The sequence below is a fragment of the Afipia broomeae ATCC 49717 genome, assembly GCF_000314675.2.
Taxonomy (GTDB): domain Bacteria; phylum Pseudomonadota; class Alphaproteobacteria; order Rhizobiales; family Xanthobacteraceae; genus Afipia; species Afipia broomeae.
The window spans coordinates 2,243,728-2,267,543 of the sequence record NZ_KB375282.1; the positions used below are offsets into that span (position 1 = coordinate 2,243,728).

Annotated in this window: 21 protein-coding genes; 11 read left to right on the forward strand and 10 right to left on the reverse strand. The window is 60.0% G+C overall.

Going from position 1 to position 23,816, the window contains the following annotated elements:
- Positions 1–86: 86 nt before the first annotated feature.
- The gene (locus HMPREF9695_RS10355; RefSeq protein WP_041712072.1) at positions 87–671 is read left to right on the forward strand and encodes a CoA-binding protein; all 585 of its coding nucleotides are present in this window, start codon (positions 87–89) and stop codon (positions 669–671) included.
- 158 nt (positions 672–829) lie between these two features.
- Entirely contained in the window at positions 830–2,110 is a 1,281-nt protein-coding gene (locus HMPREF9695_RS10360; protein ID WP_006020802.1) for an O-acetylhomoserine aminocarboxypropyltransferase, read from the forward strand.
- A gap of 91 nt (positions 2,111–2,201) precedes the next feature.
- Here HMPREF9695_RS10360 and HMPREF9695_RS10365 read toward each other — a convergent pair whose 3' ends face one another.
- Together HMPREF9695_RS10365 and HMPREF9695_RS10370 are read right to left on the reverse strand one after the other, a co-directional pair.
- Positions 2,202–3,020, reverse strand: a complete 819-nt coding sequence (locus HMPREF9695_RS10365; protein ID WP_006020803.1) for an FTR1 family iron permease — start codon at positions 3,018–3,020, stop codon at positions 2,202–2,204.
- Between the two features lie 170 nt (positions 3,021–3,190).
- Positions 3,191–4,252, reverse strand: coding sequence for a COX15/CtaA family protein (locus HMPREF9695_RS10370; RefSeq protein WP_006020804.1), 1,062 nt, complete (start codon positions 4,250–4,252; stop codon positions 3,191–3,193).
- 143 nt (positions 4,253–4,395) lie between these two features.
- Between HMPREF9695_RS10370 and HMPREF9695_RS10375 the strand changes: the two genes are divergently transcribed.
- Complete coding sequence (locus HMPREF9695_RS10375; RefSeq protein WP_006020805.1) at positions 4,396–4,608, forward strand: DUF2842 domain-containing protein; 213 nt, start codon at positions 4,396–4,398, stop codon at positions 4,606–4,608.
- Here the strand turns inward: HMPREF9695_RS10375 and HMPREF9695_RS10380 are convergent.
- Positions 4,599–5,645, reverse strand: coding sequence for a polysaccharide deacetylase family protein (locus HMPREF9695_RS10380; protein ID WP_051054976.1), 1,047 nt, complete (start codon positions 5,643–5,645; stop codon positions 4,599–4,601). The genes HMPREF9695_RS10375 and HMPREF9695_RS10380 overlap by 10 nt on opposite strands.
- Before the next feature lie 301 nt (positions 5,646–5,946).
- Between HMPREF9695_RS10380 and HMPREF9695_RS10385 the strand changes: the two genes are divergently transcribed.
- Positions 5,947–7,143, forward strand: coding sequence for a GNAT family N-acetyltransferase (locus HMPREF9695_RS10385; RefSeq protein WP_006020808.1), 1,197 nt, complete (start codon positions 5,947–5,949; stop codon positions 7,141–7,143).
- 21 nt (positions 7,144–7,164) lie between these two features.
- On the opposite strand, the gene HMPREF9695_RS10390 is transcribed toward HMPREF9695_RS10385, so the two are convergent.
- Entirely contained in the window at positions 7,165–9,309 is a 2,145-nt protein-coding gene (locus HMPREF9695_RS10390) for a GumC family protein (protein WP_006020809.1), read from the reverse strand.
- A gap of 195 nt (positions 9,310–9,504) precedes the next feature.
- Here HMPREF9695_RS10390 and HMPREF9695_RS10395 point away from each other — a divergent pair, with 195 nt between their 5' ends.
- The 5 genes from HMPREF9695_RS10395 to HMPREF9695_RS10415 all read left to right on the forward strand — a co-directional run bounded on the left by HMPREF9695_RS10395 (position 9,505) and on the right by HMPREF9695_RS10415 (position 15,090).
- Entirely contained in the window at positions 9,505–10,155 is a 651-nt protein-coding gene (locus tag HMPREF9695_RS10395; protein ID WP_006020810.1) for a polysaccharide biosynthesis/export family protein, read from the forward strand.
- A gap of 2 nt (positions 10,156–10,157) precedes the next feature.
- Complete coding sequence (locus HMPREF9695_RS10400; protein WP_006020811.1) at positions 10,158–11,291, forward strand: glycosyltransferase family 4 protein; 1,134 nt, start codon at positions 10,158–10,160, stop codon at positions 11,289–11,291.
- A 117-nt stretch (positions 11,292–11,408) separates the two neighbouring features.
- Positions 11,409–12,965 (forward strand): undecaprenyl-phosphate glucose phosphotransferase, encoded by a 1,557-nt coding sequence (locus HMPREF9695_RS10405; protein ID WP_041712073.1) that lies wholly within the window; start codon positions 11,409–11,411, stop codon positions 12,963–12,965.
- 38 nt (positions 12,966–13,003) lie between these two features.
- A complete protein-coding gene (locus HMPREF9695_RS10410; protein ID WP_006020813.1) occupies positions 13,004–14,251 on the forward strand; it encodes an O-antigen ligase family protein in 1,248 nt (415 codons plus the stop codon).
- A 131-nt stretch (positions 14,252–14,382) separates the two neighbouring features.
- A complete protein-coding gene (locus tag HMPREF9695_RS10415) occupies positions 14,383–15,090 on the forward strand; it encodes a DUF1236 domain-containing protein (protein ID WP_006020814.1) in 708 nt (235 codons plus the stop codon).
- A gap of 73 nt (positions 15,091–15,163) precedes the next feature.
- Here the strand turns inward: HMPREF9695_RS10415 and HMPREF9695_RS10420 are convergent, their stop codons facing one another.
- From HMPREF9695_RS10420 to HMPREF9695_RS10445, 6 genes are all read right to left on the reverse strand, one after another.
- Entirely contained in the window at positions 15,164–15,919 is a 756-nt protein-coding gene (locus HMPREF9695_RS10420; RefSeq protein WP_041712075.1) for a superantigen-like protein SSL4, read from the reverse strand.
- A gap of 190 nt (positions 15,920–16,109) precedes the next feature.
- Positions 16,110–17,294, reverse strand: a complete 1,185-nt coding sequence (locus HMPREF9695_RS10425) for an acetyl-CoA C-acyltransferase (RefSeq protein WP_006020817.1) — start codon at positions 17,292–17,294, stop codon at positions 16,110–16,112.
- A 139-nt stretch (positions 17,295–17,433) separates the two neighbouring features.
- Positions 17,434–18,564 carry an acyl-CoA dehydrogenase family protein gene (locus tag HMPREF9695_RS10430; RefSeq protein ID WP_006020818.1) on the reverse strand — a complete coding sequence of 377 codons (1,131 nt, stop codon included), beginning with the start codon at positions 18,562–18,564 and terminating at the stop codon, positions 17,434–17,436.
- 21 nt (positions 18,565–18,585) lie between these two features.
- Complete coding sequence (locus HMPREF9695_RS10435; RefSeq protein WP_006020819.1) at positions 18,586–19,767, reverse strand: acyl-CoA dehydrogenase family protein; 1,182 nt, start codon at positions 19,765–19,767, stop codon at positions 18,586–18,588.
- Between the two features lie 12 nt (positions 19,768–19,779).
- A complete protein-coding gene (locus HMPREF9695_RS10440; protein WP_006020820.1) occupies positions 19,780–20,523 on the reverse strand; it encodes an SDR family NAD(P)-dependent oxidoreductase in 744 nt (247 codons plus the stop codon).
- A 60-nt stretch (positions 20,524–20,583) separates the two neighbouring features.
- Positions 20,584–22,140, reverse strand: a complete 1,557-nt coding sequence (locus HMPREF9695_RS10445; RefSeq protein ID WP_006020821.1) for a class I adenylate-forming enzyme family protein — start codon at positions 22,138–22,140, stop codon at positions 20,584–20,586.
- Between the two features lie 237 nt (positions 22,141–22,377).
- Between HMPREF9695_RS10445 and HMPREF9695_RS10450 the strand changes: the two genes are divergently transcribed.
- The gene (locus HMPREF9695_RS10450) at positions 22,378–23,121 is read left to right on the forward strand and encodes an SDR family NAD(P)-dependent oxidoreductase (RefSeq protein WP_006020822.1); all 744 of its coding nucleotides are present in this window, start codon (positions 22,378–22,380) and stop codon (positions 23,119–23,121) included.
- Between the two features lies 1 nt (position 23,122).
- Positions 23,123–23,800 (forward strand): glutathione S-transferase family protein, encoded by a 678-nt coding sequence (locus HMPREF9695_RS10455; protein ID WP_006020823.1) that lies wholly within the window; start codon positions 23,123–23,125, stop codon positions 23,798–23,800.
- Positions 23,801–23,816 lie beyond the last annotated feature (16 nt).

Genomic DNA, 23,816 nt, shown 5'->3' on the forward strand with positions numbered 1-23,816 from the left:
GAAGCGCGCAATCTACCTTTGCGATCGAGAGATGGATTGCTTCGTCGCTCCGCTCCTCGCAATGACGAAAACAGATGGAAGTTAAAGTGAACCACGACGCTTACGACGATAATTATATCCGCGCCATTCTCACGGGCGTGAAATCGATTGCCATGGTCGGCGCCTCACCGGTCAATGTGCGGCCGAGCTATTTCGCCTTCAAATATCTCGTCGAGCGCGGCTATGACATGATCCCGATCAATCCGGGTCAGGTCGGCAAGACGCTCGTCGGCAAGCCCTTCGTCGCGTCGCTGAAGGATATCGATCGTCCCGTCGATATGGTCGATATCTTCCGCAATTCGGATGCCGCCGCGGCGGTGGTCGATGATGCGCTGGCGCTGCCGGTCTTGCCGAAAGTGATCTGGATGCAACTCGGCGTTCGCAACGACGCAGCCGCCAGGAGAGCTGAAGCCGCGGGCGTCAAGGTGGTGATGAATCGCTGTCCGAAGATCGAATACGCCCGGCTAACGTCGGAAATCCAGTGGGTGGGCGTCAACTCGCGCACCATCAGCTCGAAGCGCGCCCCGATTCCAACCAGCAACATGCGGCTGTCATTGAATCGCAGCAGTGTGAGCGGCGGCGCAACCGCGGCCGCCGACCGCGCCGCAAAGGACAAGAACGACCTGCCCTAAATACGGCGCGCAGCAGAACGATCGTTTCAGCGCGGCGGGAGAAATCGTCGGGTTCATTACCAGTTAAGGCCAGTCGTCGCGACCGGCTTGACGCCGAGCGCATCCACCCGCAGCATAATCTTCTCCATGCCCGTTCGCGGCGCTTAGAAGGACACCCTATGACAGAAAGATTGCCGGGCTTCTCCACGCTCTCCATTCACGCAGGCGCGCAGCCGGACCCCACCACGGGCGCACGCGCGACGCCGATCTATCAGACCACATCGTTCGTATTTAACGACGCCGACCACGCCGCCTCGCTGTTCGGCTTGCAGGCGTTCGGCAACATCTACACCCGCATCGGCAATCCGACGAATGCCGTGCTCGAAGAGCGCGTTGCCGCGCTGGAAGGCGGCACGGCTGCGCTGGCTGTTGCATCGGGACATGCGGCACAACTGGTGACGTTTCACGCGCTGTTGCAGCCGGGCGATGAATTCATCGCAGCGCGGCGCCTCTACGGCGGCTCGATCAATCAGTTCAATCATTCATTCAAGGCCTTCGGCTGGAACGTCGTCTGGGCGGACACCGACGATGTCTCGACCTTCGAGAAGGCGCTGACGCCGAAGACCAAGGCGATCTTCATCGAGTCGATTGCCAACCCCGGCGGCACGGTGACTGACATCGAAGCCATCGCCGCCATCGCACGCAAGGCCGGCGTGCCGCTGATCGTCGACAATACACTGGCGTCGCCCTACCTCATCAAGCCGATCGATCACGGCGCGGACATCGTCCTGCATTCGGCGACGAAATTCCTCGGCGGCCATGGCAATTCCATTGGCGGCATCATCGTGGACGCGGGCACGTTCGACTGGTCGCGCGATGGCCGCTACCCTGTATTGAGCGAGCCGCGCCCGGAATATCACGGCATCAAGCTGCAAGAGACTTTCGGTAACTTCGCGTTCGCAATCGCCGCGCGCGTGATCGGCTTGCGCGATCTCGGCCCTGCATTGTCTCCGTTCAATGCGTTCCTGCTTCTGACCGGCATCGAAACGCTGAGCCTGCGCGTCCAGCGGCATTGCGATAACGCCAAGGCTGTCGCGGAATGGCTGTCTGCGCATCCCGCGGTGGCGTGGGTGAACTATGCGGGCCTTCCCGGCGACCGCTATCATAACCTCGCCCGGAAATATTCGCCGAAAGGGGCAGGCGCGGTGTTCACCTTCGGTCTCAAGGGCGGCTATGACGCAGGCATCAATCTGGTGTCGAACGTCAAACTGTTCTCTCACCTGGCCAATGTCGGCGATACGCGGTCGCTGATCATCCACCCGGCTTCGACCACCCACAGCCAGCTCAGCGATGCACAAAAGGCGCAGGCCGGCGCAGGCGTCGATGTGGTGCGGCTTTCGGTCGGCCTCGAGGACAAGGAAGACCTGATTGCCGATCTCGATCAGGCGCTGAAGGCCTAAATCTTAAGGCGGCTTCTGAAATGCAAGAACGCGGCGCCGGGCATGGCGCCGCGTTCTTCAATATGCAGAGAGCAAAAGTGCTTTCAGAAATTCAGGTCTTCACGGCTCCAGACGCTTTGGCCTTGTCCTCGCGGCTCAGGCGTGCGTTGCGCTGGACGATTGAAAATGTCGCAAGAGCGAACAGAATGACGAGAAGCTGAGCCGATAAAGCTTCAAGCGTTGCATTCAGCCCGAGTGACTGGAGCCAGCCAAAGCTCTTCAATTCGGTGACAGGCAACAGGCTCTGCTCCTGAAATTCCTGAATCGCTTCGCCGATAAACTTGATGCCCATCGCGAACAGGAATGCCGACGTAATGATGAACAGCGGGCGCAGCGGGATTTTCCGCGCAATCAGATTGATGAAGTAGAACAACACGATGAGACCGGCCGTCGCGGCGGCGAGACCGGCGAACAGTCCGAGGCTCCAGCCGCCTTCAGTGACCGCGAGCGCATTGATGAAAAGCACGGTTTCGGCACCTTCACGGAACACCGCGAAAAACGCAAGCGCGCCAACTGCCCAAGCCGTCTCCTGCGCAAGCGCACTATCCGCTTTGTGGGCAAGATAATCCTGCCAGCCGCGCGGGTCCTGCTTCACCATCAGCCAGCCGCTGACGTAGAGCATCAGCGCGGCGGCAAAGAGGATCACGATTGCTTCGAAAACATCGTTATGCTGACCGGAATTAAGGACCGCGAACAACCACGCCGTAACGATGCTGCAACCGACTGCGGCGAGCGCGCCGCCATAGAGCGCCGTGACGCGGTGGCCGCCACCGACCTTGCGGAGATAACCCGCAAGTGCTGCGATCACGAGCATGGCCTCGAGGCCCTCACGCAACAGAATGACGGCTGCCTGGACGAATGCGTTGGACATGGAGGGCCTTGTAACAAAAATCCGCGTTTTGAGGATTTCGTTCTATCGCGGTGCAAATCGAAGTTAAAGCGGGTATGGGCCGCACCAAATCGTAACCCAGGTCCGAAATTGAAGAAATCCCTGAGACTCAGCGACTTCCGGAATTTCCGCCACTTTAGAATAGTTCGATTTCAACCACCCTCGCCGACCACGAGACGAAGTTTGGCGGGCGTTCGATCGGGCAGCGCTCGGCCCAGCCGCTCGACGTGAAACAGCGTCGTCGTGAGAATGACGATCGCGACAGCCTGATGAGCCAAACCGAGATCGATCGGCACCTGGTTAAGCAGCGTCAGGATGCCGATGACCACCTGAACAAGCATCGCCGCCACGATCCAGAGTGCGCCGGACACGATAGCGGGACTTGTCCGGGAGCGCGCCGCGTCGATCGCATGAGCGACGGCAACGACCAGAAGCGTATAAGCGATCATGCGATGGCTGAACTGAACGGTCAGCGTATTGTCGAAGAAATTTCGCCACCAGGGCTGTTCGAAAAACAGCCGCGCGGATGACGGGATGAATGCGCCATCGATCAGCGGCCAGGTGTTGAACACCCGGCCGGCCCGAAGGCCCGCGACCAGCGCACCGAAATAGAGTTGGAGAAACACCAGCACCAGCAGAATTCTGCCCACGACCTTCACGCGCAGCGGGGCAACCGATGGAACGCCACCTTGAATATGCCGCCGCAGTAGCCAGACGACTGCCGAGAAAATGAAAAGCGCCAGCATGAAGTGAATGGCGAGCCTGTACTGCGAAACGGAGACCCGTTCAGTGAGGCCCGAACTCACCATCCACCATCCGACCGCGCCCTGCAGGCCGCCAAGCACGAAGATGATCCACAGTCTGCGCTGAAGCCCGGGCGACAGAAAACCGCGCCACAAGAACCAGAGGAACGGCAGCAGAAATACCGCACCGATCAGCCGTCCCAGCAGACGATGTCCCCATTCCCACCAGAAGATGGTCTTGAATTCGGACAGGCTCATACCGCGATTCATTTCGCGATACTGCGGAATGGTCTTGTAGGCTTCGAACTGCCGGCTCCATTCGGCGTCCGTCAGCGGCGGAATGGTGCCGGTGACCGGCTTCCACTCGACAATGGAGAGGCCGGATTCTGTCAACCGCGTCGCGCCGCCGACCATCAGCGTGCAGACAACAAGGGCGGCCACAACAATGAGCCACGCGCGGACGCCGCGCATACCAGCGGTCCCTGCCTGTCGAACGATTGGGATGGGAGCGGTCATGATCCGAAATGCAGCCTTGAATGAATTCGCGCGGTCCTTATAGTCGCCGCACTTTTCCACGCAAGACGCGTGTTTGCAGCCACCAGCACAATTATGTCATGACGATTCGCACGCGAAAACTGATCGGAACCTTCGGCCTTTTGGGGCTCGTGGTTGTGTGGTCGCTGGCCGGCATGGCGATTGCCCAAACCCCTTGGCTTGCGGCATCGAAGCTTGCTCAGGCGATCTTCTACGTGGTGGCCGGCCTCGGCTGGGTCCTGCCCGCAATGCCGCTGATCGCATGGATGTCGCGGCCGGATCCTCAGCCGTAGTTGGTGGCCGGTTCCGGCGAATGTGCCTTCGCCTTTCGTACGGTGATACCCGACAAGATCACGCGTAGCGCGCGGAGCGAATTCCGCCGCCCGTCCCACGCGATCCGTGGCAACGCCATCAGGTCCGACCGACCGTCGGATCTGATAACCCCGGGCCCGGCGGACACCGCAGTGGTAAACCCCGCCTCCCGCGCCAGCATTATCTCCCGGGGGCCAAAACAATCCTGCCCACCAAACGGGTAGGCAAAATGCAGGCATGGGCCGCCTAGCGCGGTTTCCAACACCCTTCGTCCCATCGACATTTCCCGCGAAGCGCTCGTGCCCTTTGTGCGCGCCAGGTTGGGATAATTGACAGTAGCGCTTCCAATCGTCGCCTGCGGATCGCGCGCCAGTTTGGCGAGGTCTTGCCAGTTCATTGCGATGTCACGCGAGACCTCGTTGATATCGACGCCGTAACGGCCGCACAGGTCGCCGATCGCGATCGCAAGGTCGTCTGGCGATAAGGTCATCATCCACGCGTGCAAGACGTCGTAAAGCAGATACTTGTCCGCAAAACTGGCTGCAAAGAAATGCCTTTCAGTGCGGTTCATCACGAGGCCAATGCGAGCATGGCGCGCGATAACCTGTTCAAGCGCAAGCCACCACGCCTTGCCGATGCCGTCGACAAAGCCCGTCGGAATGTACAGGGCGAACGGTACACGATGGCGCGACAACACCGGGTACGCATACGTCATGAAATCGCGATGGCCGCCGTCGAACGTCAGGCAGACAAACCGGCGTGCGAGGGCCGCCTGTTGCGCGCGTTCTGCAACCTCGCCGATGGAGAGAAAATCAAAGTCCCACTGCTTCAGGGCGGAAATCGCCTTGTCGAGGAATTCGGGGGTGATGTCATGCGATCGCAGCGGCTGGAACGGATCGTCACGCCCCGGCCGGACGTGCTCGAACTTGAGAATGGCTCCCGAGCCGCCGGTTCGCCGTTCGAGAGCGCGCGCCATGCCGCTGAAATAGCCGAGCTCCAGCCCCACATCCGCCAGCATGCTCTTCCGAAACCGCACTTAGCCACCCTCCGCGCGCTAATATCCTGAATCCGAAGTTCGCTTTATCTTACAGCACCTTCCGGCGCCAACTTCGGATTCAAAAGGACACTAGCAATTTATAGATTCTCGTGTGGCTTTGGTTTGCAAATCCGCAAAGGAACGCGCGGCGAAGGGAGCGCGGACTTGCGAACCACCACACGACGCCTGCCCCGCGCCCATTCTCATTACTCTTTGTTGACATTTCTTTGAATAAGGTCGCTCAAGCCGAAATCTCAAAATGCCCAGGAATTCAGGTCGTCCGATGACCATGGCTGCAGCACTTCACGGCTCCGACACAAACACGCCAGCGCACCCGGCTTCAAACCGCATCGCGCGCGTCGATGTCGTTCGCACCATGTCAGAGTCAGAGCCTCGCTGGCGGGCCTTCGAGGGGCCCGATTACCTCTCAACGCCTTATCAGCGCTTTGAACTGCTGGACGCGTGGCAACAGACCCTCGGCAAACATGAAGGCGCATCACCGTTTATCGTGATTGCCAGCAACGCGCATAATCAGCCGCTGCTGTTGCTGCCACTGGTGATCTGCCGCGAGAATGGCGCGAAGGTCGCGCGCTTCATGGGCGGCAAGCACCCGACATTCAACATGGCGCTATGGCGTCGTGATTTCGCGGAGACTGTGACACGGGCGGAACTCGATGCTCTGGTCTCTGCGATCCGCGGCCAACCCGATGGCGTCGATGTCCTCGCCTTCGCGCAACAGCCGCAACGCTGGCAAAACATCCTCAATCCGCTGGCGCTGCTCGCTGGACAGCCCTCAACCAATGCCTGCCCCATGATGACGATGACTCCCGGTTGCAAGCCGGAAGACCGCATCAGCACATCGACGCGGCGGCGACTGCGCAACAAGGAGCGCAAGCTACAGTCTCTCCCCGGCTATCGCTATTCAGTGGCGGCGACCGACGCCGATATCAACCGCGTCCTGGATGCGTTTTTCATCATCAAGCCGCAGCGCATGGCGCTTTCGAAATTGCCGGATATCTTTTCCGACGAAGCGACCAAGGCCTTTGTCCGCGATGCCTGCCTGGCAAAGCTGCCAAACGGCGACCGCGCCATCGAGCTTCACACGCTCGAGTGCGACAGCGAACTGATCTCGGTCTTTTCCTGCGTCGCTGATGGCGACCGTTTCTCCACCATGTTCAACACCTATACGATTTCAGATAACGCGCGTTACAGCCCGGGCCTGATCCTGCTGCGCTACATGATCGATCACTTCGGCGATCGCGGCTATCGCTCGGTCGATTTCGGCGTGGGATCGGACGAATACAAGCTGACATTTTGCAAGGAAGACGAGCCTCTGCTCGATGCCTTTATTCCCTTGACCGCGCGGGGAAAATTCGCAGCGCTGGGCATGTCGTCGCTGACTCATGCCAAGCGGCTGGTCAAACATAACCCGGCGCTGATGCACATGGCGCAACTGCTGCGCAACGCCATCTCTCGCTAAGCAAGATATATTGCGAACGGTTCAGGCCGCCGCGACCCGCTCACCGGGTGCGCCGATATCCATTGCGTTCAGTGATGTGGTCAGAATGGTCACGCCGGCGAAGCCCGATTCAAGAAGCTGGGTCTTCATCATCTCGCGTGCAGCCGCGGTGATCGCGGGATCGGGAATGATAACCGCATGCGCCTGCGCGGCGATGACGGTTGCCGGCAGATCCGACGCGGTTCCCGCATCGAGCACGACGTAGTCATAGGCCCGCGACAGAGCATCGATCGCCAGATTGATCCGCGGCAGTTGCAGCAACTGCCGCTGCGCAGCGTCTCGCCCCGCCCCGACGATATGAACCGCCGACAAGCGATCCTTGGTGATGATGTCGCTGAATGACGCCGAGCCCTGCATCAGTTCCGTCAGCCCCGGCGATGCCGGGTCCGTCGAGACCGCCGCCAATGTCGGAGACGCCATCGCGAGATCGACAAGGACAACCTTGGAGTTTCGCGACAGAAGCCGGGCAAGCGTCAGCGCGACCAGCGTGACACTTTCATCCTGATGGGCGCCAATAACGGTGATCTTGCGAGCCGCGCCCCCGCGCAGCATTGCTGCGAGCCGTTCGATTTCCACGATACCGGTAGGCACTTGCGGAGGCGTGTCGCGTGGAGCGGCAATCGGAGCGCGCGCAGTCACGCTAGGACGCGGCGCGGTCATGCGCAGCAATTCACTCGTCGTAATGTAGCCAGCGCTTAGCATTAGCATTGCCATGGTGGCGATCAACACCGTCGGGAGTTTCTTCGGGAACGCCGGCGTGTTCGACACGATCGCGCGGGAAATGATCCTGCCGTCCGCTGGAGCCGTATCGATATTCTCGCGGGTGGTCGCCTCGCGATACTTGGCGAGATAGGATTCCAGCAGGTCGCGCTGCGCCTTCGCCTCGCGCTCCAATGCACGCAACTGAACGTCCTGGCCATTGGTGGAGGACGCCTGACGCTTCAATTGATCGAGACTGCCGTTGAGCCCGTCAGCTCGGGCGCTCGCGATACGGGCGTCGTTTTCAAGCGAGCGGGATATCTTGCTCGCCTCCTCGCGGATCTGGCGATCGATATCCAGTATCTGCGCCTTCAGCTCCTTGATGCGCGGATGCCCGCCGAGCAGCGTTGACGATTGCTCGGCAAGCTGCGCACGAAGCGTGACGCGTTGCTCGGACAGGCGGCGAACAAGCTCGGAATTCAGCACTTCCGATGCTTCGATCGGCTTGCCGCTCTGAAGCATTTCGCGGATGAGCCGCGACTTCGATTCCGCATCGGACTTCAATGCCCGCGCGTTGTTGAGTTGCGTGTTCAACTCGCCAAGCTGCTGATTGGACAGCGTGGTGTTGTTGGTGCCGACGAAGAGATTTGACTTCGAGCGAAACTCCTCGACCTTCGCCTCGGCATCCGCAACCTTCTTGCGCAGGCTCTCGATCTCCACGAGCAGCCATTGCGAGGCCGATTTCGCCTGATTTTGCCGCGCAGCCTGTTGAAGCACCAGATAGCCATCGGCGATCGAATTGGTGACACGCGCCGCCAGTTCCGGATTCTGCGACTGGAATTCGATCACCATGACGCGCGACTTGTCGACCGCGTAGGCCGTCAGCCGCTCATAATAAGCCTCGAGGACGCGCTCCTCCGGGGTCATCTTGAAGGGATCCCGGACAATCCCGAACAGGGCCAGCAGCGTTCGCAGCGGCGATACGCCACGCAGAACCGGGTCAAATTCTGGCAACTCGGAGAGTTTGTTCGCCTTGATGACGTCGCGAGCAAGCTCGCGTGACAGCAGCAGTTGGACCTGACTTGTCACCGCTTCCGCATCGAGACTGCCCCGCTCCTCGGCGCGATCCCCATTCGGACGCAAGAAGATGTTCTCCCGGCCGTCGATCAGGATGCGGGCTTCGGATTTATACCGCGGCGTAATGATATTGACGACGAGGAGTGAGAGCACGAACGCCAGCACCGTCGGCCCAATGACCCACATCCGCTTGCGAACCAGCGTGTCCCAGATCGCACGAAGATCGACGTCGCCAAGCTCGGGGGATGCAACAGGCACCGCCGGCGCATGGGCCGCGGCTATCGGAACCGCATCAACTTTGGCCCGGAACGGCACCTTGTCCATCCAGTCACGCCAGAACGAAAAACGCATCGAATACTCTCCACCCGGACGCTACTGCACTGGCGCGAATCCAGATCTCCTACGCGCCGATTACAGTCCATTAAGGTTGCTGCGGGGTTAATTGGAGGGTGCGCGCGCCGTTCGGCGGCAAGCCAGTCACCTGAGGTCATATTTTATTAACCATGAAAGTTCTTAATCAGAATCGATACTTATTTGGATTCTCCCATGCAGCGCAGCCGCGCGAGTTTCACCTGCCTCATCCTCGCGCTCGCGGTGTCGGGCTGCATGCGGACGGCTGCACCGGTGGCGGTCATAGACAACGGCAGCCTCGATGCGATTGCCTACGGTCCGGTTCAGCCCGTGCGCGCCGTCAGCGTCGCGACAACCCCTGTCCCTCCCGGCGATAGCGCGCACGATGAGCCCTATCGCCTGAATGCCGGCGACCGGCTACGCATTGTCGTCTACGGCCAGGAAGGCCTCACCAACACTTACATGGTGGATGCGAGCGGCTCGATCACCATGCCGCTGATCGGCGCGGTGCGCGCGCGAGGTTTGACGCCAGCAGGATTGGCTGCGGCTGTCACGGCCCGGCTCAAGAACGGCTATCTTCGCGAGCCCTATGTTGCGGCGGAGGTCGAAACCTACCGGCCCTTCTTCATCCTCGGCGAAGTGACCGCTCCCGGCCAATATCCCTATGTGCCGAACATGACGGCGGAGAGCGCCGTTGCCATTGCCGGCGGCTTCACCCCTCGCGCGCAGCGAAGCAGCATCAAATTAACCCGAATGGGCGAAGCTGGCACCGTTCAGGCTGTCGTGCCGCCTGGTACGCTTCTGAAACCCGGGGACACCGTCGTAGTCGCCGAGCGCTGGTTCTGACGATGCCCGAGACTTCGACTTCTCCGCTGCGAATTCTCCACGCTGTTCGTGCGCCGGTCGGCGGGATTTTCCGTCATATTCTCGATCTTGCTGTGGGACAGGCCGAACGCGGGCATGCGGTCGGCATTCTTGCGGACAGCCTGACCGGCGGCGAGCGGGCGGAAACAGCGCTCAAGGAGATCGCCCCGAAGCTCAAGCTCGGGGTTTATCGCCTCGCCATTCGCCGGGAGCCCCATCCCGTCGATAGCTTGACGGCCCTGCATTTCTTGCGTCTGGCGCGATCGCTGAAGCCTGACGTTCTGCACGGACACGGCGCGAAGGCCGGCGCCTTCGTTCGCCTGAAAGGCAAATCGAAGAAATCGATCCGGGTCTACACCCCGCATGGCGGTTCCCTGCACTATCCACCGGGCACGCTGAAAGGCGGCGCTTATGCGCGGATGGAACGCACCCTGATGAATCGCACCGACCTGTTTCTGTTCGAGAGCGCGTTCGCACGCGATACCTATTTGCGCGTGGTCGGCAAGCCTGCCGGTCTGGTTCGCTGCGTTTTCAACGGCGTTACCGCATCCGAGTTCGATCCCGTACCCGCGGCCGAAGACGCGACCGACGTCGTTTATGTCGGCGAGTTTCGTGAGATCAAAGGCGCGGATCTGCTGATCCAGGCGGTGGCGCGGCTGCGGGCCGACGGCAAACCGGTCACGCTGACCCTCGCCGGCGACGGTGAAGAGACCGAGGCCCTGAAGGCCCTCGTCAGCCGCCTGAACCTCGGCGACGCCGTGCGGTTCATCGGTCATGTGAGGGCCCGGTTTGGCTTTTCGAAAGGCAGGCTGCTCGTCGTCCCTTCACGCGGCGACTCGATGCCCTACGTTGTTATTGAGGCCGCCGCTGCCGGTATCCCGATGGTCGCGGCCAGCGTCGGTGGCATTCCCGAAATCCTCGGCCCGCACACCAGCGGACTTTTTGTCGCAAACAGCGTCGGCGCCATGGCGGATGCGATCGAAATGGCGCTTGCCGATATGGATGCAACCCGCGAGCGTGCCCGGAATCTCCGCGAGCGCATCTTCGTTCACTTCTCGCAGAAGGCGATGGTCGACGGCGTCATAAGCGGGTATCGCGACGCATTTAACGAACGTTAACCTACCTTTATCGACGATAACTAATTCTTCCGATTTGTTGTCTAGGCATGAGGCTGGGGGACTTTGGTTCCCCCTGGCCTATCGCCACATGACGGTACAACAACGGAAATTTTGGCCGTGGAACCGATCGACGTCAGAACGATGATGAATGCCGCTGCGGCGGGATCAGCCACCATGGGCGCCGTTGACGGCGCTCCGAGGGTGGAACGCCGCAAGCGTCTGACTCCTGCCGCGCTTGCAGTCGCAAATGAGAAAGTCCGAAAGGCTTACTCGACAGTCGTTATCAGCGGCGTTGTCCGCATCGTGGATTTCCTGCTTCTGACCGCAGTCGGGCTTGCGCTCTATCTTGCGTATGTGCTGCCGGGCACGAGCGGTTTCTCCTGGCAGTACGCCGCGGCGATTATCGGTGTGGCCGCTTGCGCGGTCGTCAGTTTTCAGGCCGCTGAAATCTATGATGTGCAGATTTTCCGTGGTCAGCTTCGCCAGATGACGCGCATGGCGTCGTCGTGGGCTTTCGTTTTTCTGCTGTTTATCGGCGCATCCTTCTTCGCCAAGCTCGGCGATACGATCTCCCGCGTCTGGCTTTCGGCATTTTTCTTCGTCGGACTGGCCTCGTTGTTTGCCGAGCGAGTGGTTCTGCGCGCGCTGGTCCGCCGCTGGGCGCGCGAAGGCCGTCTTGACCGCCGCACGATCATCGTTGGCTCCGACCAGAACGGCGAAAACCTGATCCGGGCACTCAAAGCGCAGGATGACTCCGATATTCAGATTCTCGGCGTGTTCGACGACCGCAACGACTCCCGCGCGCTGGACACCTGTGCCGGCCAGCCGAAGCTCGGAAAGATCGACGACATCGTTGAATTTGCCCGCCGCACCCGGATCGATCTGGTGCTGTTTGCGCTGCCGATCTCCGCGGAGACGCGCATTCTCGATATGCTGAAAAAACTGTGGGTGCTGCCGGTCGACATCCGGTTATCGGCACACACCAACAAGCTTCGTTTCCGCCCGCGCTCCTACTCGTATCTCGGCAAGGTCCCGACCCTCGACGTGTTCGAGCAGCCGATCACCGACTGGGACATGGTGCTGAAGTCGGCGTTCGACCGCATCGTCGGCGCGATCATCCTCATCCTGCTTGCGCCCGTGATGGCGATCGTCGCCCTCGCCATCAAGCTCGACAGCCCCGGCCCGGTGCTGTTCCTGCAAAAGCGCTATGGCTTCAACAACGAGCGGATCGACGTCTTCAAGTTCCGCTCGCTGTTTCACGATCAGGCCGACCCGCTGGCCTCCAAAGTTGTAACCAAGGGTGACAAGCGCGTCACCCGCGTCGGCCGTTTCATTCGCAAGAGCAGCCTCGACGAACTGCCGCAGCTCTTCAATGTCGTTTTCAAGGGCAATCTCTCGCTGGTCGGCCCTCGTCCCCATGCGGTGCAAGGCAAGCTGCAAAGCCGCCTGTTTGATGAAGCCGTCGACGGATACTTTGCGCGCCATCGCGTCAAACCCGGCATCACGGGATGGGCGCAAATCAACGGCTGGCGCGGTGAAGTCGATACCGACGAGAAAATTCAGAAGCGCGTCGAATTCGACCTGTACTACATCGAGAACTGGTCGGTCCTGTTCGATCTCTACATCCTCTTCAAAACACCGTTCGCGCTGATCAAGGGTGAGAACGCCTACTGAGCTGACGCGCAGAACGCGCGGAGAGGATTTCGGTTCGCATGGCTTCACTCACAGCCGCAGACTACGCCCTTCCCGCGACTGCGACGCCGCCCGGCATCGCGGCGATCCAGCGGGCGTTGATGTGGGCCGTCGGCGCAGGCGGCGCGATCGTCTTTATCGAGCCGAGCCCCTATGAGCTGATGACGCTGGCGTCGGTGGTCTTCTTCTTCGCGACCGGCCTGCGCATGCGTCCGGTGTTTATCCCGCTGCTGATCCTGCTCTTCCTGCTGAATATCGGCTACACCATCTGCTCGATCTACCTGATCGACAAATCCGAGATCCTGAACTGGATCCTGACCTCATGGTACATGGCCATCACGTGCATGTTCTTCGCGATGGTACTGGCTGAAGATACGGCCACGCGGCTTGAATTTCTCCGGCGCGGCTTGATCTTCGGGGCGCTGATTGCGTCCATTGCCGGCATCGCCGGCTACTTCAATTTCGTTGGCTACGACACTTTCACGCTGTACAGCCGCGCACGCGGGACGTTCAAGGACCCGAACGTGCTGGGCGCCTATCTGATCCTGCCCGCGTTGTTCCTGCTACAGACTGTCGTGACCCAATCGTTCGGGAAGTCCTTCCGCAGCATAATTGCACTGGGGATCGTCAGCCTTGCTGTGTTGCTTGCGTTCTCCCGCGCGTCCTGGGGGCAATTGATAGGCTGCTCGGCCCTCATGCTGATGCTGATGTACGTGACGACGCCGTCACAGGCGCAGCGCACGCGCATCGTAACCGTGGCGATCTCGGCGGCGATCTGTTCGGCATTGCTCCTGATCGCGCTGCTCTCGATTGATTCCATCGGCGATCTCTTCAAGGAGCGGGCAAGCCTGAACCAAACCTACGACAGCGGACGCTTCGGACGCTTCGGACGGCACGCGCTCGGCTTCCAGATGGCCCTTGAACTCCCGTTCGGTATAGGCCCGCTTCAGTTCACAAAGTTCTTTCCTGAAGACACCCACAACTCCTTCCTGAATGCCTTCATGTCGGGCGGCTGGATCGCCGGGGTCTGCTTCCCGGCGCTTGTGTTCATCACTGTCATCATGGGATTCAAGCTGATTTTCGTGCGCGTGCCGTGGCAGCGGATGTATCTTGCGGTTTTTTCCGCCTTCTTCGGAACGGTCTGCGAAGCCTTCATCATCGACGTCGATCACTGGCGTCATTTCTGGATGATGCTGGGCGCGATGTGGGCGATGTTTGCAGCGGCGCATGCCTATGGCTACCGCGCCCAGTCCGACACCGTTTCGTAAACTGAAAATATTCCGCAGCCGTTACGGACCAATGTTCCGGATGAACGACTATTCACGCAACATAACATTTTTACACGGAACCGAGCCGAGGGCTTCTCGTTGAGGATTGGGCAGACAACGAGGAGGATAATATGAAGACCAAGCTTTTGATGACGGTCGCGACGGCCGCCCTGATCGGCAGTGCGGGACTGGTTTCGGCGCAGGCTCCGGGCAATGCTCCAAACGCACCTGCCGCGTCGCAGACAGCGCCATCTGCGGGCGCGCCTGCTGACAAGGCCGCGCCATCCGGTGAGATGAAGGGCGGCCAGGCCCAGATGCCTCGCGAGGGCGGGAATGCCCAGCGTGCTCAGGACAGCACCAAGGATGGAATGAAGTCGAAGGGCGCTGAAACCGCCCCGGATACGAAGAGCGGCAAGGCTGCGTCCGAAACGAATATGGACAGGTCGAAAGACGGCATGAAGGCCGATCGGAAGAACGCCGCCGAGAAGGACGGAATGAAGGGCGATCAGAAGAATGCCGCCGAAAGGGATGGCATGAAGGGCGATCAGAAGACCGGAGCAACAACCGGTCAGGCTGGCGCCAGCGCAAAGCTTACAACCGAGCAGCGCACGACGATCCGCACCTCGATCACCAAGCAGAACATCAAGCCTGTGACGAACGTGAACTTCTCGATCTCCGTCGGCACGCGTGTTCCGCGAACGGTGAGCTTCCACCCGCTTCCGGCGGAAGTCGTCACGATTTACCCCGATTGGCGTGGATATGAGTTCTTCCTCGTTAATGGCGAGATCGTGGTCGTGAACCCGCGCACGCTCGAAATCGTCGCCGTGCTCGAAGCGTAAGCTGAGCACCACCAAAACGATCAGAGGCCGGTCCGATCGACCGGCCTCTTTCTGCTTGCAGATTGAGAACGATTTAGCGAAGCCGCCCTCGTGCCACGTCATATGTCCAGGAGCGGCGGCCACTGCTGAAGACCACCCGCCTGAACTGCAAGGCTCTCGCCTGCTCTGGAATTTTCGCCGTCTCGACCAGTTGCATCGCCATCTGCCGTGTCATCTGCGGCGACACAAACCGGACCGTGCTGTTCCCGCGCCCTGACGCCTCGACCTTCATTCCGTCGTCCCGCATCCGCTGTCCCATCTCATGGGCATAAAGTTCACGGTTGGCGACGGCCGCGATCTGAACTGACGGCTGAAGAATTCCGTATTGGATCATGCGCATGGCATTGGCCATGTCCAGCGCCGAGGCATTTGCCGGGTCTGCCGCGGCGGCCATCTGAAGACGCAACTCCATGCTGCGGAATGCGGACAGCGATACCGGCGCCCTGGTCCTGCCGCGCCTGGAGTTTTCATAGCTTGTCTTCAGCGCAGTCGCCTCGGCAAGCAGCGCATCGAGAGCGGCCTTGTTGTCGGCGGCTTTCTGTTCTGCCGGCGACAACGGAGCCGGTACCGGAGCGGGGGTTGCCTCCGCCGGCTGCGCCGGCGCAACGGTAACGGGCTCCGATTGCGGAGGAATCGCGCCTGTTGCCGGGGTGGCTGCGTCCTGCGGCTTGTCGGTCTGGGTTGTTTGTGGGCTGGGCGTCGTCGCTTGCGTCGTTTGACCCAAAACGAGTCCGCCGGAAACCATGGTGAGCGAGATCAGCGATAAAGCAATGCTCTTGCGTCGCAACACGACCGCACCCAATCGTTCAGGATCGATGCCAAATATTGATCGACACCTTGCAACGCATCAAGCGGAGTTTTGTTCGGGTTGAACGTAAAATATTTGGTTGTTGGACTGCTCTCGAAAAAGAGGCCCGGCGACCTTTCGGAAGCCGGGCCAGTTTAAGACGCAAGTCAGGGAGACCAACGCCGTAGTGTGTTCAGTGCAGGATTTCGAAAAGTCCCGCCGCGCCCATGCCGCCACCGATGCACATGGTCACAACGCCGTACTTGGCCTTGCGGCGGCGGCCTTCAATCAGGATGTGGCCGGTCAGACGCGCACCGGTCATGCCATACGGATGGCCCACGGCGATCGAGCCACCGTTGACATTGAGTTTGTTCGGGTCGATCCCCAGCTTGTCGCGGCAATAGATGACCTGGACGGCATAGGCTTCATTCAGCTCCCAGAGGTCGATGTCATCGATCTTGAGGCCATGACGCTTCAACAGACGTGGGATAGCGACCACGGGGCCTACACCCATTTCATCCGGCTCGACGCCCGCGGCGACGAAGCCACGGAAAATGCCGAGCGGCTTCAAGCCCTTCTTGGCTGCGAGCTTGTCGCTCATGATCACCGAGGCCGACGCGCCATCCGAGAGCTGGCTGGCATTGCCGGCGCTGATGGTCTTGCCTTCAAAGACCGGCTTGATGCTGGCAATACCTTCGAGGGTCGAGTCCGGACGAGGGCCCTCGTCCTTCGTCAGCGTTACTTCTTTATAAGAAACTTGCTTGGTTTCCTTGTCCACAACCGCCATCTTGGTGGTGATCGGAACGATCTCATCGTTGAAGCGCCCACCCTGAATGGCGGCGCCGGTGCGACGCTGAGATTCCAGACCGTACTCATCCTGCTTGTCGCGCGGAATGTTGTAACGCGCTGCGACCACTTCGGCGGTCTCCAGCATCGACATGTACATTTCGGACTTCATTGCCATCAGTTCAGGATCGACGGCATGAAACTTGTTCATGTGGTCGTTCTGCACGAGGCTGATCGATTCAATACCGCCGCCGATCGCGACCTCCACGCCATCGAGCATCACCGAACGAGCGGCGACAGCAATTGCCTGCAAACCGGATGCACACTGGCGATCGATAGTCGTGCCGGCAACCGTGATCGGGAGTCCGGCTCGGATCGCACCCTTGCGCGCGACGTTCATCACCATGGTGCCCTGCTGCATCGCGCAGCCCATCACCACATCCTCGACCTCTCCCGGCTCGATCCCGGCGCGCTTCACCGCCTCTGCCATGACATGACCCGCCATCGTCGGGCCTTCGGTGTTGTTGAGCGCACCGCGATAGGCCTTGCCGATGCCGGTACGGGCTGTGGAAACGATAACTGCATCTACCATCCGATGACCTCCGGAACGTGAGTCCGATCAATCAGACGGACTCGGGTTTGAATACGGCGTTATATGACAATCATCATTCAATAAGAAGCGTCGCGACCGCTCAGCAGGGCTGCCATGCTGGGCCGTCGGGATGCCGTGGTCAGGCTGCGCGGGCGTAGCGCAGCAGGTGGTACGTCGGGTCGCCGAACTGAATGTTGATCGACAGGATGCGTTTGAAGTAGTGACCGATGTTGAGTTCGTCGCTCATTCCCATGCCGCCATGAAGCTGAATCGCCTGCTCGCCGACAAAGCGCGCAGCTTCACCAATCTTGGACTTCGCACCCGAGGCAAGTTTCGACACATGCTGATCGCCCTCAGCCACGGTCAGGTTCAAATGCTGCGAGAGCGATGTCGCCTCCTGGAGCGCAATGAACATGTCCACCATCCGGTGCTGCAGCACCTGGAACGTGCCCAGCGCCACGCCAAACTGCTTGCGCGTTTTGGTGTATTCCAGCGTCGCACTATTCAGGACATCCATCGCCCCGGTTGCTTCAGCACAGAGGGCCGCGATGGCCCGATCCCGGCACGCCTCGAGAGCAGCAACACCCTTGCCTTCGGCGCCGAGCAAGCTGCCGGCGGGAACGGTGACATCCTTGAGCGTGATTTCAGCGGCGCGCCGGCCGTCGATCGTCTTAAAGCTTTGCAGATGAAGCCCGGCCGACTTACGGTCCACAATGAACAGGCTGACACCGGCATTATCACGCGGACCGCCCAAGGTTCGCGCCGATACAATCAACTTGTCGGCCCATGGCGCTCCGATCACTGCGGCCTTTGCGCCGTTCAGAACATAAGTATCACCAGTCCGCTTCGCGGTCGTCGCGACATTGTTGAGATCGTATCGCGACTTGCTTTCCGTCCAGGCCAGCGCCCAGATCGCTTCGCCTCCCATTATGGCGGGCAGCAATTCTTCACGCTGCGCGTCGGTGCCGACGCTTTCAATCAGACCACCGGCAAGAACAACCGTCTCGAAGAACGGCTCGACCACGAGATGACGGCCGAATTCATGCATAACGATCATAGTGGAAAGCGGACCACCGCCGAGTCCGCCGGACGCTTCCGATAACGGGGCCGCGAGCAGTCCCATCTCCGCGAAAGCATTCCAGTGCTTTCTGCTCCAGCCCTCTTCCGTCGCAACGATCTTGCGGCGCGTCTCGAAATCGTACTGATCGCGTAACAGACGCTGAACGCTGCTGCGCAGGAGTTCCTGTTCTTCCGTAAACTGAATATCCACCGGATGCCTCGTGGGACGCGATTAAAGACCGAGCACCGCTTTCGCGATGATGTTGCGCTGAATTTCGTTTGATCCACCGAAAATGCTGAGCTTGCGCATATTCAGATATTTCTCGGAGACCGTGTGCATGTAGTCCGGTCCGGGTACGAAGATGTTTTCACTCGCTGGAATTTCCCGAAGCGCAAGACCATAATTACCGATGGCGCGATGCGTCAGGTCGGTAATTCGCTGCAATATTTCAGTTCCCCGGATCTTGAACAGCGAAGCTGCCGGTCCCGGATCAATACCGCGCGACATCTGCGCCACGACACGCAATTCGGTGGCTTCGAGGGCAAGCAGATCCAGTTCCACCCGCGCGATATCCTTGGCAAACTCGCCAGATACCGGATCGTCTTCGGCGATCTCTGCCTTCACGATCTTCTTGAGTCGCTCGATGTAACGCGTGGAACGGCCGATGCCGGCCATGCTCGTACGCTCGTTGCCGAGCAGAAACTTGGCGTAGGTCCAGCCTTTGTTTTCCTCGCCGACGAGGTTCTCGACCGGAACGCGAACGTTCTCGAGGAACACATCGTTGATTTCATGCGAGCCGTCGATGGTGATGATCGGCCGCACCGTCACCCCCGGCGATTTCATGTCGATCAGCAGAAATGAAATGCCAGATTGCGGCTTGGCTGCGGGGTCGGTCCGCACCAGACAGAAGATCCAGTCCGCATGCTGGGCAAGCGTGGTCCAGGTCTTGTGACCGTTGACGATATAATGGTCACCGTCACGCACGGCCCTGGTGCGGACAGTCGCCAGATCCGATCCTGAACCCGGCTCCGAGTAGCCCTGGCACCACCAGTCCTCGCCCGACAGAATCCGCGGCAAAAACTTCTTCTTTTGCGCGTCGTTGCCGTACGTATAGATAACCGGCCCCACCATCGTCACGCTGAACGCCAGCGGCGGCAGCGTCCCGGCGCGCGAGGTTTCCTGCTCCCAGATGAAGCGCTGCGTGATCGACCAGCCGGGTCCGCCGTATTCCTTCGGCCACAGCGGGGCGATCCATCCCTTCTTATGCAGGATCTTGTGCCAGAGCATCGACTGCTCCTTGGTCAGATCCGTTTCCGGATTAGGCACACGCATTTCCTGCGGATAGTTCTCCGCGATGAAAGCTCTTACTTCATCCCGGAACGCCGCGTCTTCACTTGAAAGCTTCAGCTCCATCGGAAAGCTCCGTTACCACTTCTCGCCGAACGGGCGGATTTCGGTCTCGAACGTCCAGGCATCGCGCGGCTGCTGATAAAGCTGCCAATAGGTCTCCGCGACCGCAGCCGGACGCATCAGGCGGTTCGGATCGAGATTCTCGATCGCTTCCTTGCCTTCGCGATTGGCGATCAGCTGCCGTACCCATTCGGTGTCGACACTCGAATCGATGATGAGGTGGGCGACATGGATGTTCTTTGGCCCCAATTCGCGCGCGATCGCTTGGGCGACGGCTCGAAGGCCGAACTTGGCGCTGGCGAAGGCCGCAAAACCCGACCCACCGCGCAAGCTTGCGGTTGCGCCGGTGAAGAAGATGGCGCCCTTGCCACGCGGCAACATCACACGTGCCGCTTCGCGTCCCGCGAGGAAACCTGAGTAGCAGGCCATTTCCCAAACCTTGCGGAAGACCCGTTCGGTGGTCTCGACGATTGGAAAATTGACGTTGGCACCGATGTTGAAGATGCAAACTTCCAGCGGCGCATGCTTGTCGGCGTCGGAAATGAACGAAACCATTTCCTCCTCCTTGCGCGCATCGAGCGAGCGGCCAAACACCGTGCCGCCGGCGTCCCGGATTTCCTTCATCAGCGGCTCAAGCTTCTCGCCCTGACGCCGTCCGACAAAGACCGTGAAACCTTCGGCGGCGAATTTCTTGGCGATCTCGCCGCCGATGAAATCACCGGCGCCAACGACGGCCACGGTCGCGTTTCGCTTCTGCAAGATCATTCTCCTAAAAGTCCGAGTGAGATTTAAGTTTCGAGCTGCGCCGAATGTCGAACGTCACGTTCCCCGCAAGGACTCGGCTAGCTTGTGTTTCAATATCTTTCCAGTCGATGTCGCCGGCAGCGCATCAAGCACAATGATCTGCGACGGACGCTTGTAGGATGTCAGTTGCTTGCTTGCGAAGGCCATCAGTTCGGAAGGCGTCACGTTCGACCCCTTCAGCAGTTGAACGAACGCAACAACTTCTTCGTTGCCATCGGCAGCGCGGCCCACCACTGCGGACTGCACAACAGCATCGTGCGAACTAAGCACCGCTTCCACCTCGGCTGGATAAACATTGAATCCCGAACGAATGATCATTTCCTTGGTGCGCCCGACGATGAACATGCAGTCGCCGTCGAGGTACGCCAGATCGCCGGTATTGAACCATCCATCGCGATCGATGACCTTCTCTGTCAAATCAGGCGCGCGGTAGTATCCGAGCATCACGTTCTTGCCGCGAACATGAAGTTCGCCCACCGCTCCGTTCGTGGCCAGCTTGCCGTCGCGATCGATGATGCGCCCTTCCACGCCCGGCACAATCTGGCCGACCGCACTGTCAGGGCGCGGTGCTTCGATCCGAACGCCGGAAATCCCGGGCGCGCATTCGGTGATGCCGTATCCGTTCAGCAGAGGCAGACCAAGCTCTGCCTCGACACGGGACTTCAAATCTGGATCGAGCGGCGCGCCAGCAACGCCAATATATCGCAGCGAACCCTTGTTCAGCTTCGGGACACCGGAAAGCCTTTTGTACTCAAGTAGGCGCTGATAGGTCGCCGGCACACCATTGAGGATGGTGATCCCTTCTTCCGCAATGGCCTTTGCAAGCGCTGCGGGATCGTACTTGCTGACCAGCCGGACGGTGCCGCCTGTCATCAGCGTCATCAGCGTCAGCGAAACACCGACGATATGAGAGATGGGAAGAACGACGTAGAGCTTGTCCCGATTGTCCATCTGCCTGAGCAGCGCTGTGGTCCTGGCGCTAAACAGCAGATTCTCGTGAGTCAGCATGACGCCTTTTGGCGTCCCCGTGGTCCCGGACGTATAGATCAGGACAGCCACCTGCTTGGCCGGACTGGTTTCCACAGGCTCCGGCGTCGTCGCCTCGTTCAACGCACTAACGCCGATATTGTCGAGCGGACCGACCTTCGCGATCTCCGCGCCCACGCGCTGCGCATGGCTCGCAGCCTCGCCGGAGATATCAGCCGTGAAGAACATGCGGCGCGAGCCGCTATGATCGCGAATCTGATCCAACTCGCGTGGCGATAGCCGCGGATTCACAACAATGGCCCAAGCGTTGATCTTGCTGGCAGCCAGCAGAAGCGCCACCAGCGCGATGCTATTCTCGCTGACGATCATCATCCGGTCGCCCGGACGAATGCCCAATGCGGTCAGCGATGCAGCGGTTTGGTCAACATTGCCGGCCAGTTGCCGATAGGACCAGGCTCGGCCATCCTCGATCAGCGCTGGATGATCCGGGGTTTCCGCGACGGCGCGTGCCATCGTGTCGTGTAGCCGCTCTGGCAATCCATCCAGAATGTCGGAAACATCGAATTCGGGTTGAGCGCTAGCCAATTTATCCTCCGGCAATATTCTTCGACCGCTTCGGCGGCGGTCTTGACGTGGATGCACGTTAGCGTTCTTTTTTAGAACTAGTCAATCTGAATTGATGCAGCGCCAGAAGGCCACGGTTTGGCGAGCGACTGCCCATAGGCCATAGGTTGCGACGGATTGCGATGATAATCATTTACAACAGCCGGCATGGCCGCTATGAAAGAAAGTACCAAATAAGAACTATATGGGAGAGACGACTTGGCTCAGGGCAACGGCGTGGTTTTGCTGGTCGGCGCGGGTGACGCCATCGGCGCGGCGGTCGCACGGCGATTCGCCAAGGGCGGATACAAGGTCTGCGTGGCGCGCCGCGAAGCCTCGAAATCTCAAGCACTTGTCGACGAGTTGAAGGCTGAAGGATGCGAAGTCCACGCCATCAGCGTGGACGCCCGTCAGGAAGCCGAGGTGCAGGCCATGTTTGCGCGCATCGAAAAGGAAATCGGGCCGATTGAGGTTTGCCTCTACAACGCCGGCTCCAACGTCAACAAGCCGCTTCTGGAAACAACCGAAAAGCTGTTCTTCAAGGCATGGGAACTGGCGTGTTACGGCGGCTTTCTTGTCGGCCGCGAAGCCGCCAAATACATGCTGCCCCGCGGCCGCGGCACCATTCTGTTCACCGGCGCGACGGCGAGCGTGCGCGGCGGAAAAGGTTTCGCTGCCTTCTCGTCAGCCAAATTTGGCCTCCGTGCCGTGGCCCAGGCAATGGCGCGCGAACTTGGGCCCAAGAACATCCATGTCGTTCATCTGCTGATCGACGCCGCTGTGGACAGCGAGGCGATCCATCTGCGCATGAAGGCGGCAAAGGGCATCGAAGCGAGCGATATTCCCGCTGACAGCCTGACCAAAACGGATTCCATTGCCGACGCGTACTGGTTCACGCATCATCAGACGCGCGACGGCTGGACCCACGAACTCGATCTGCGCCCCTCTGTGGAGACATGGTGACATGGTGATCGCTCCGAACCTCACCCTGTGGGGCGTCGGAACCAGCCGAACCGTTCGGCCGCACTGGGCGCTGGCAGAACTGGGGCTGAAGTACGAGACCTACGCCATCGGTCCCCGCACCGGCGAAACCAAGACGGCGGAATACACAAAACTCAACCCGCGCCAGAAAATCCCCCTGCTCCAGGACGGCGATTTCTCAATCGGCGAAAGCGCTGCCATCGTCGCTTATCTTTCAAGAACCTATGGCAGTCCGGACAAGGCGTTAATTCCCGACGACAAGCAGGCCTATGCCAAATGGCTGGAATGGTGCTTCTTCATCGTCACCGAGCTGGATTCCACCAGCCTGTATGTGATGCGACGTCACAGCGCGAATGCACTGGGGCCGATTTACGGGGTCGCCCCCGACGTCGTCGCCAAGGCCGGAGAGTACTTTCGCGAACAGTTGCGTCATGTCGAAGTCGCGCTCGACGACGGACGGACGTTCTTGATGGGTGAGCAGTTCACCAGCGCAGACATTCTGCTGACGACCTGCCTCGAATGGGCGATCGCTTACGGCGTCGGCATCTGCGACAATGCCCATCCCTATCTCGCGCGCATCCAGCAACGGCCGGGCTACAAGCGCGGCAACGCCGCGAATGTTCCGCCCGCTCCCGGCGAACCGGTCAAACGACCAGCTTGATCTCACATGAATCATA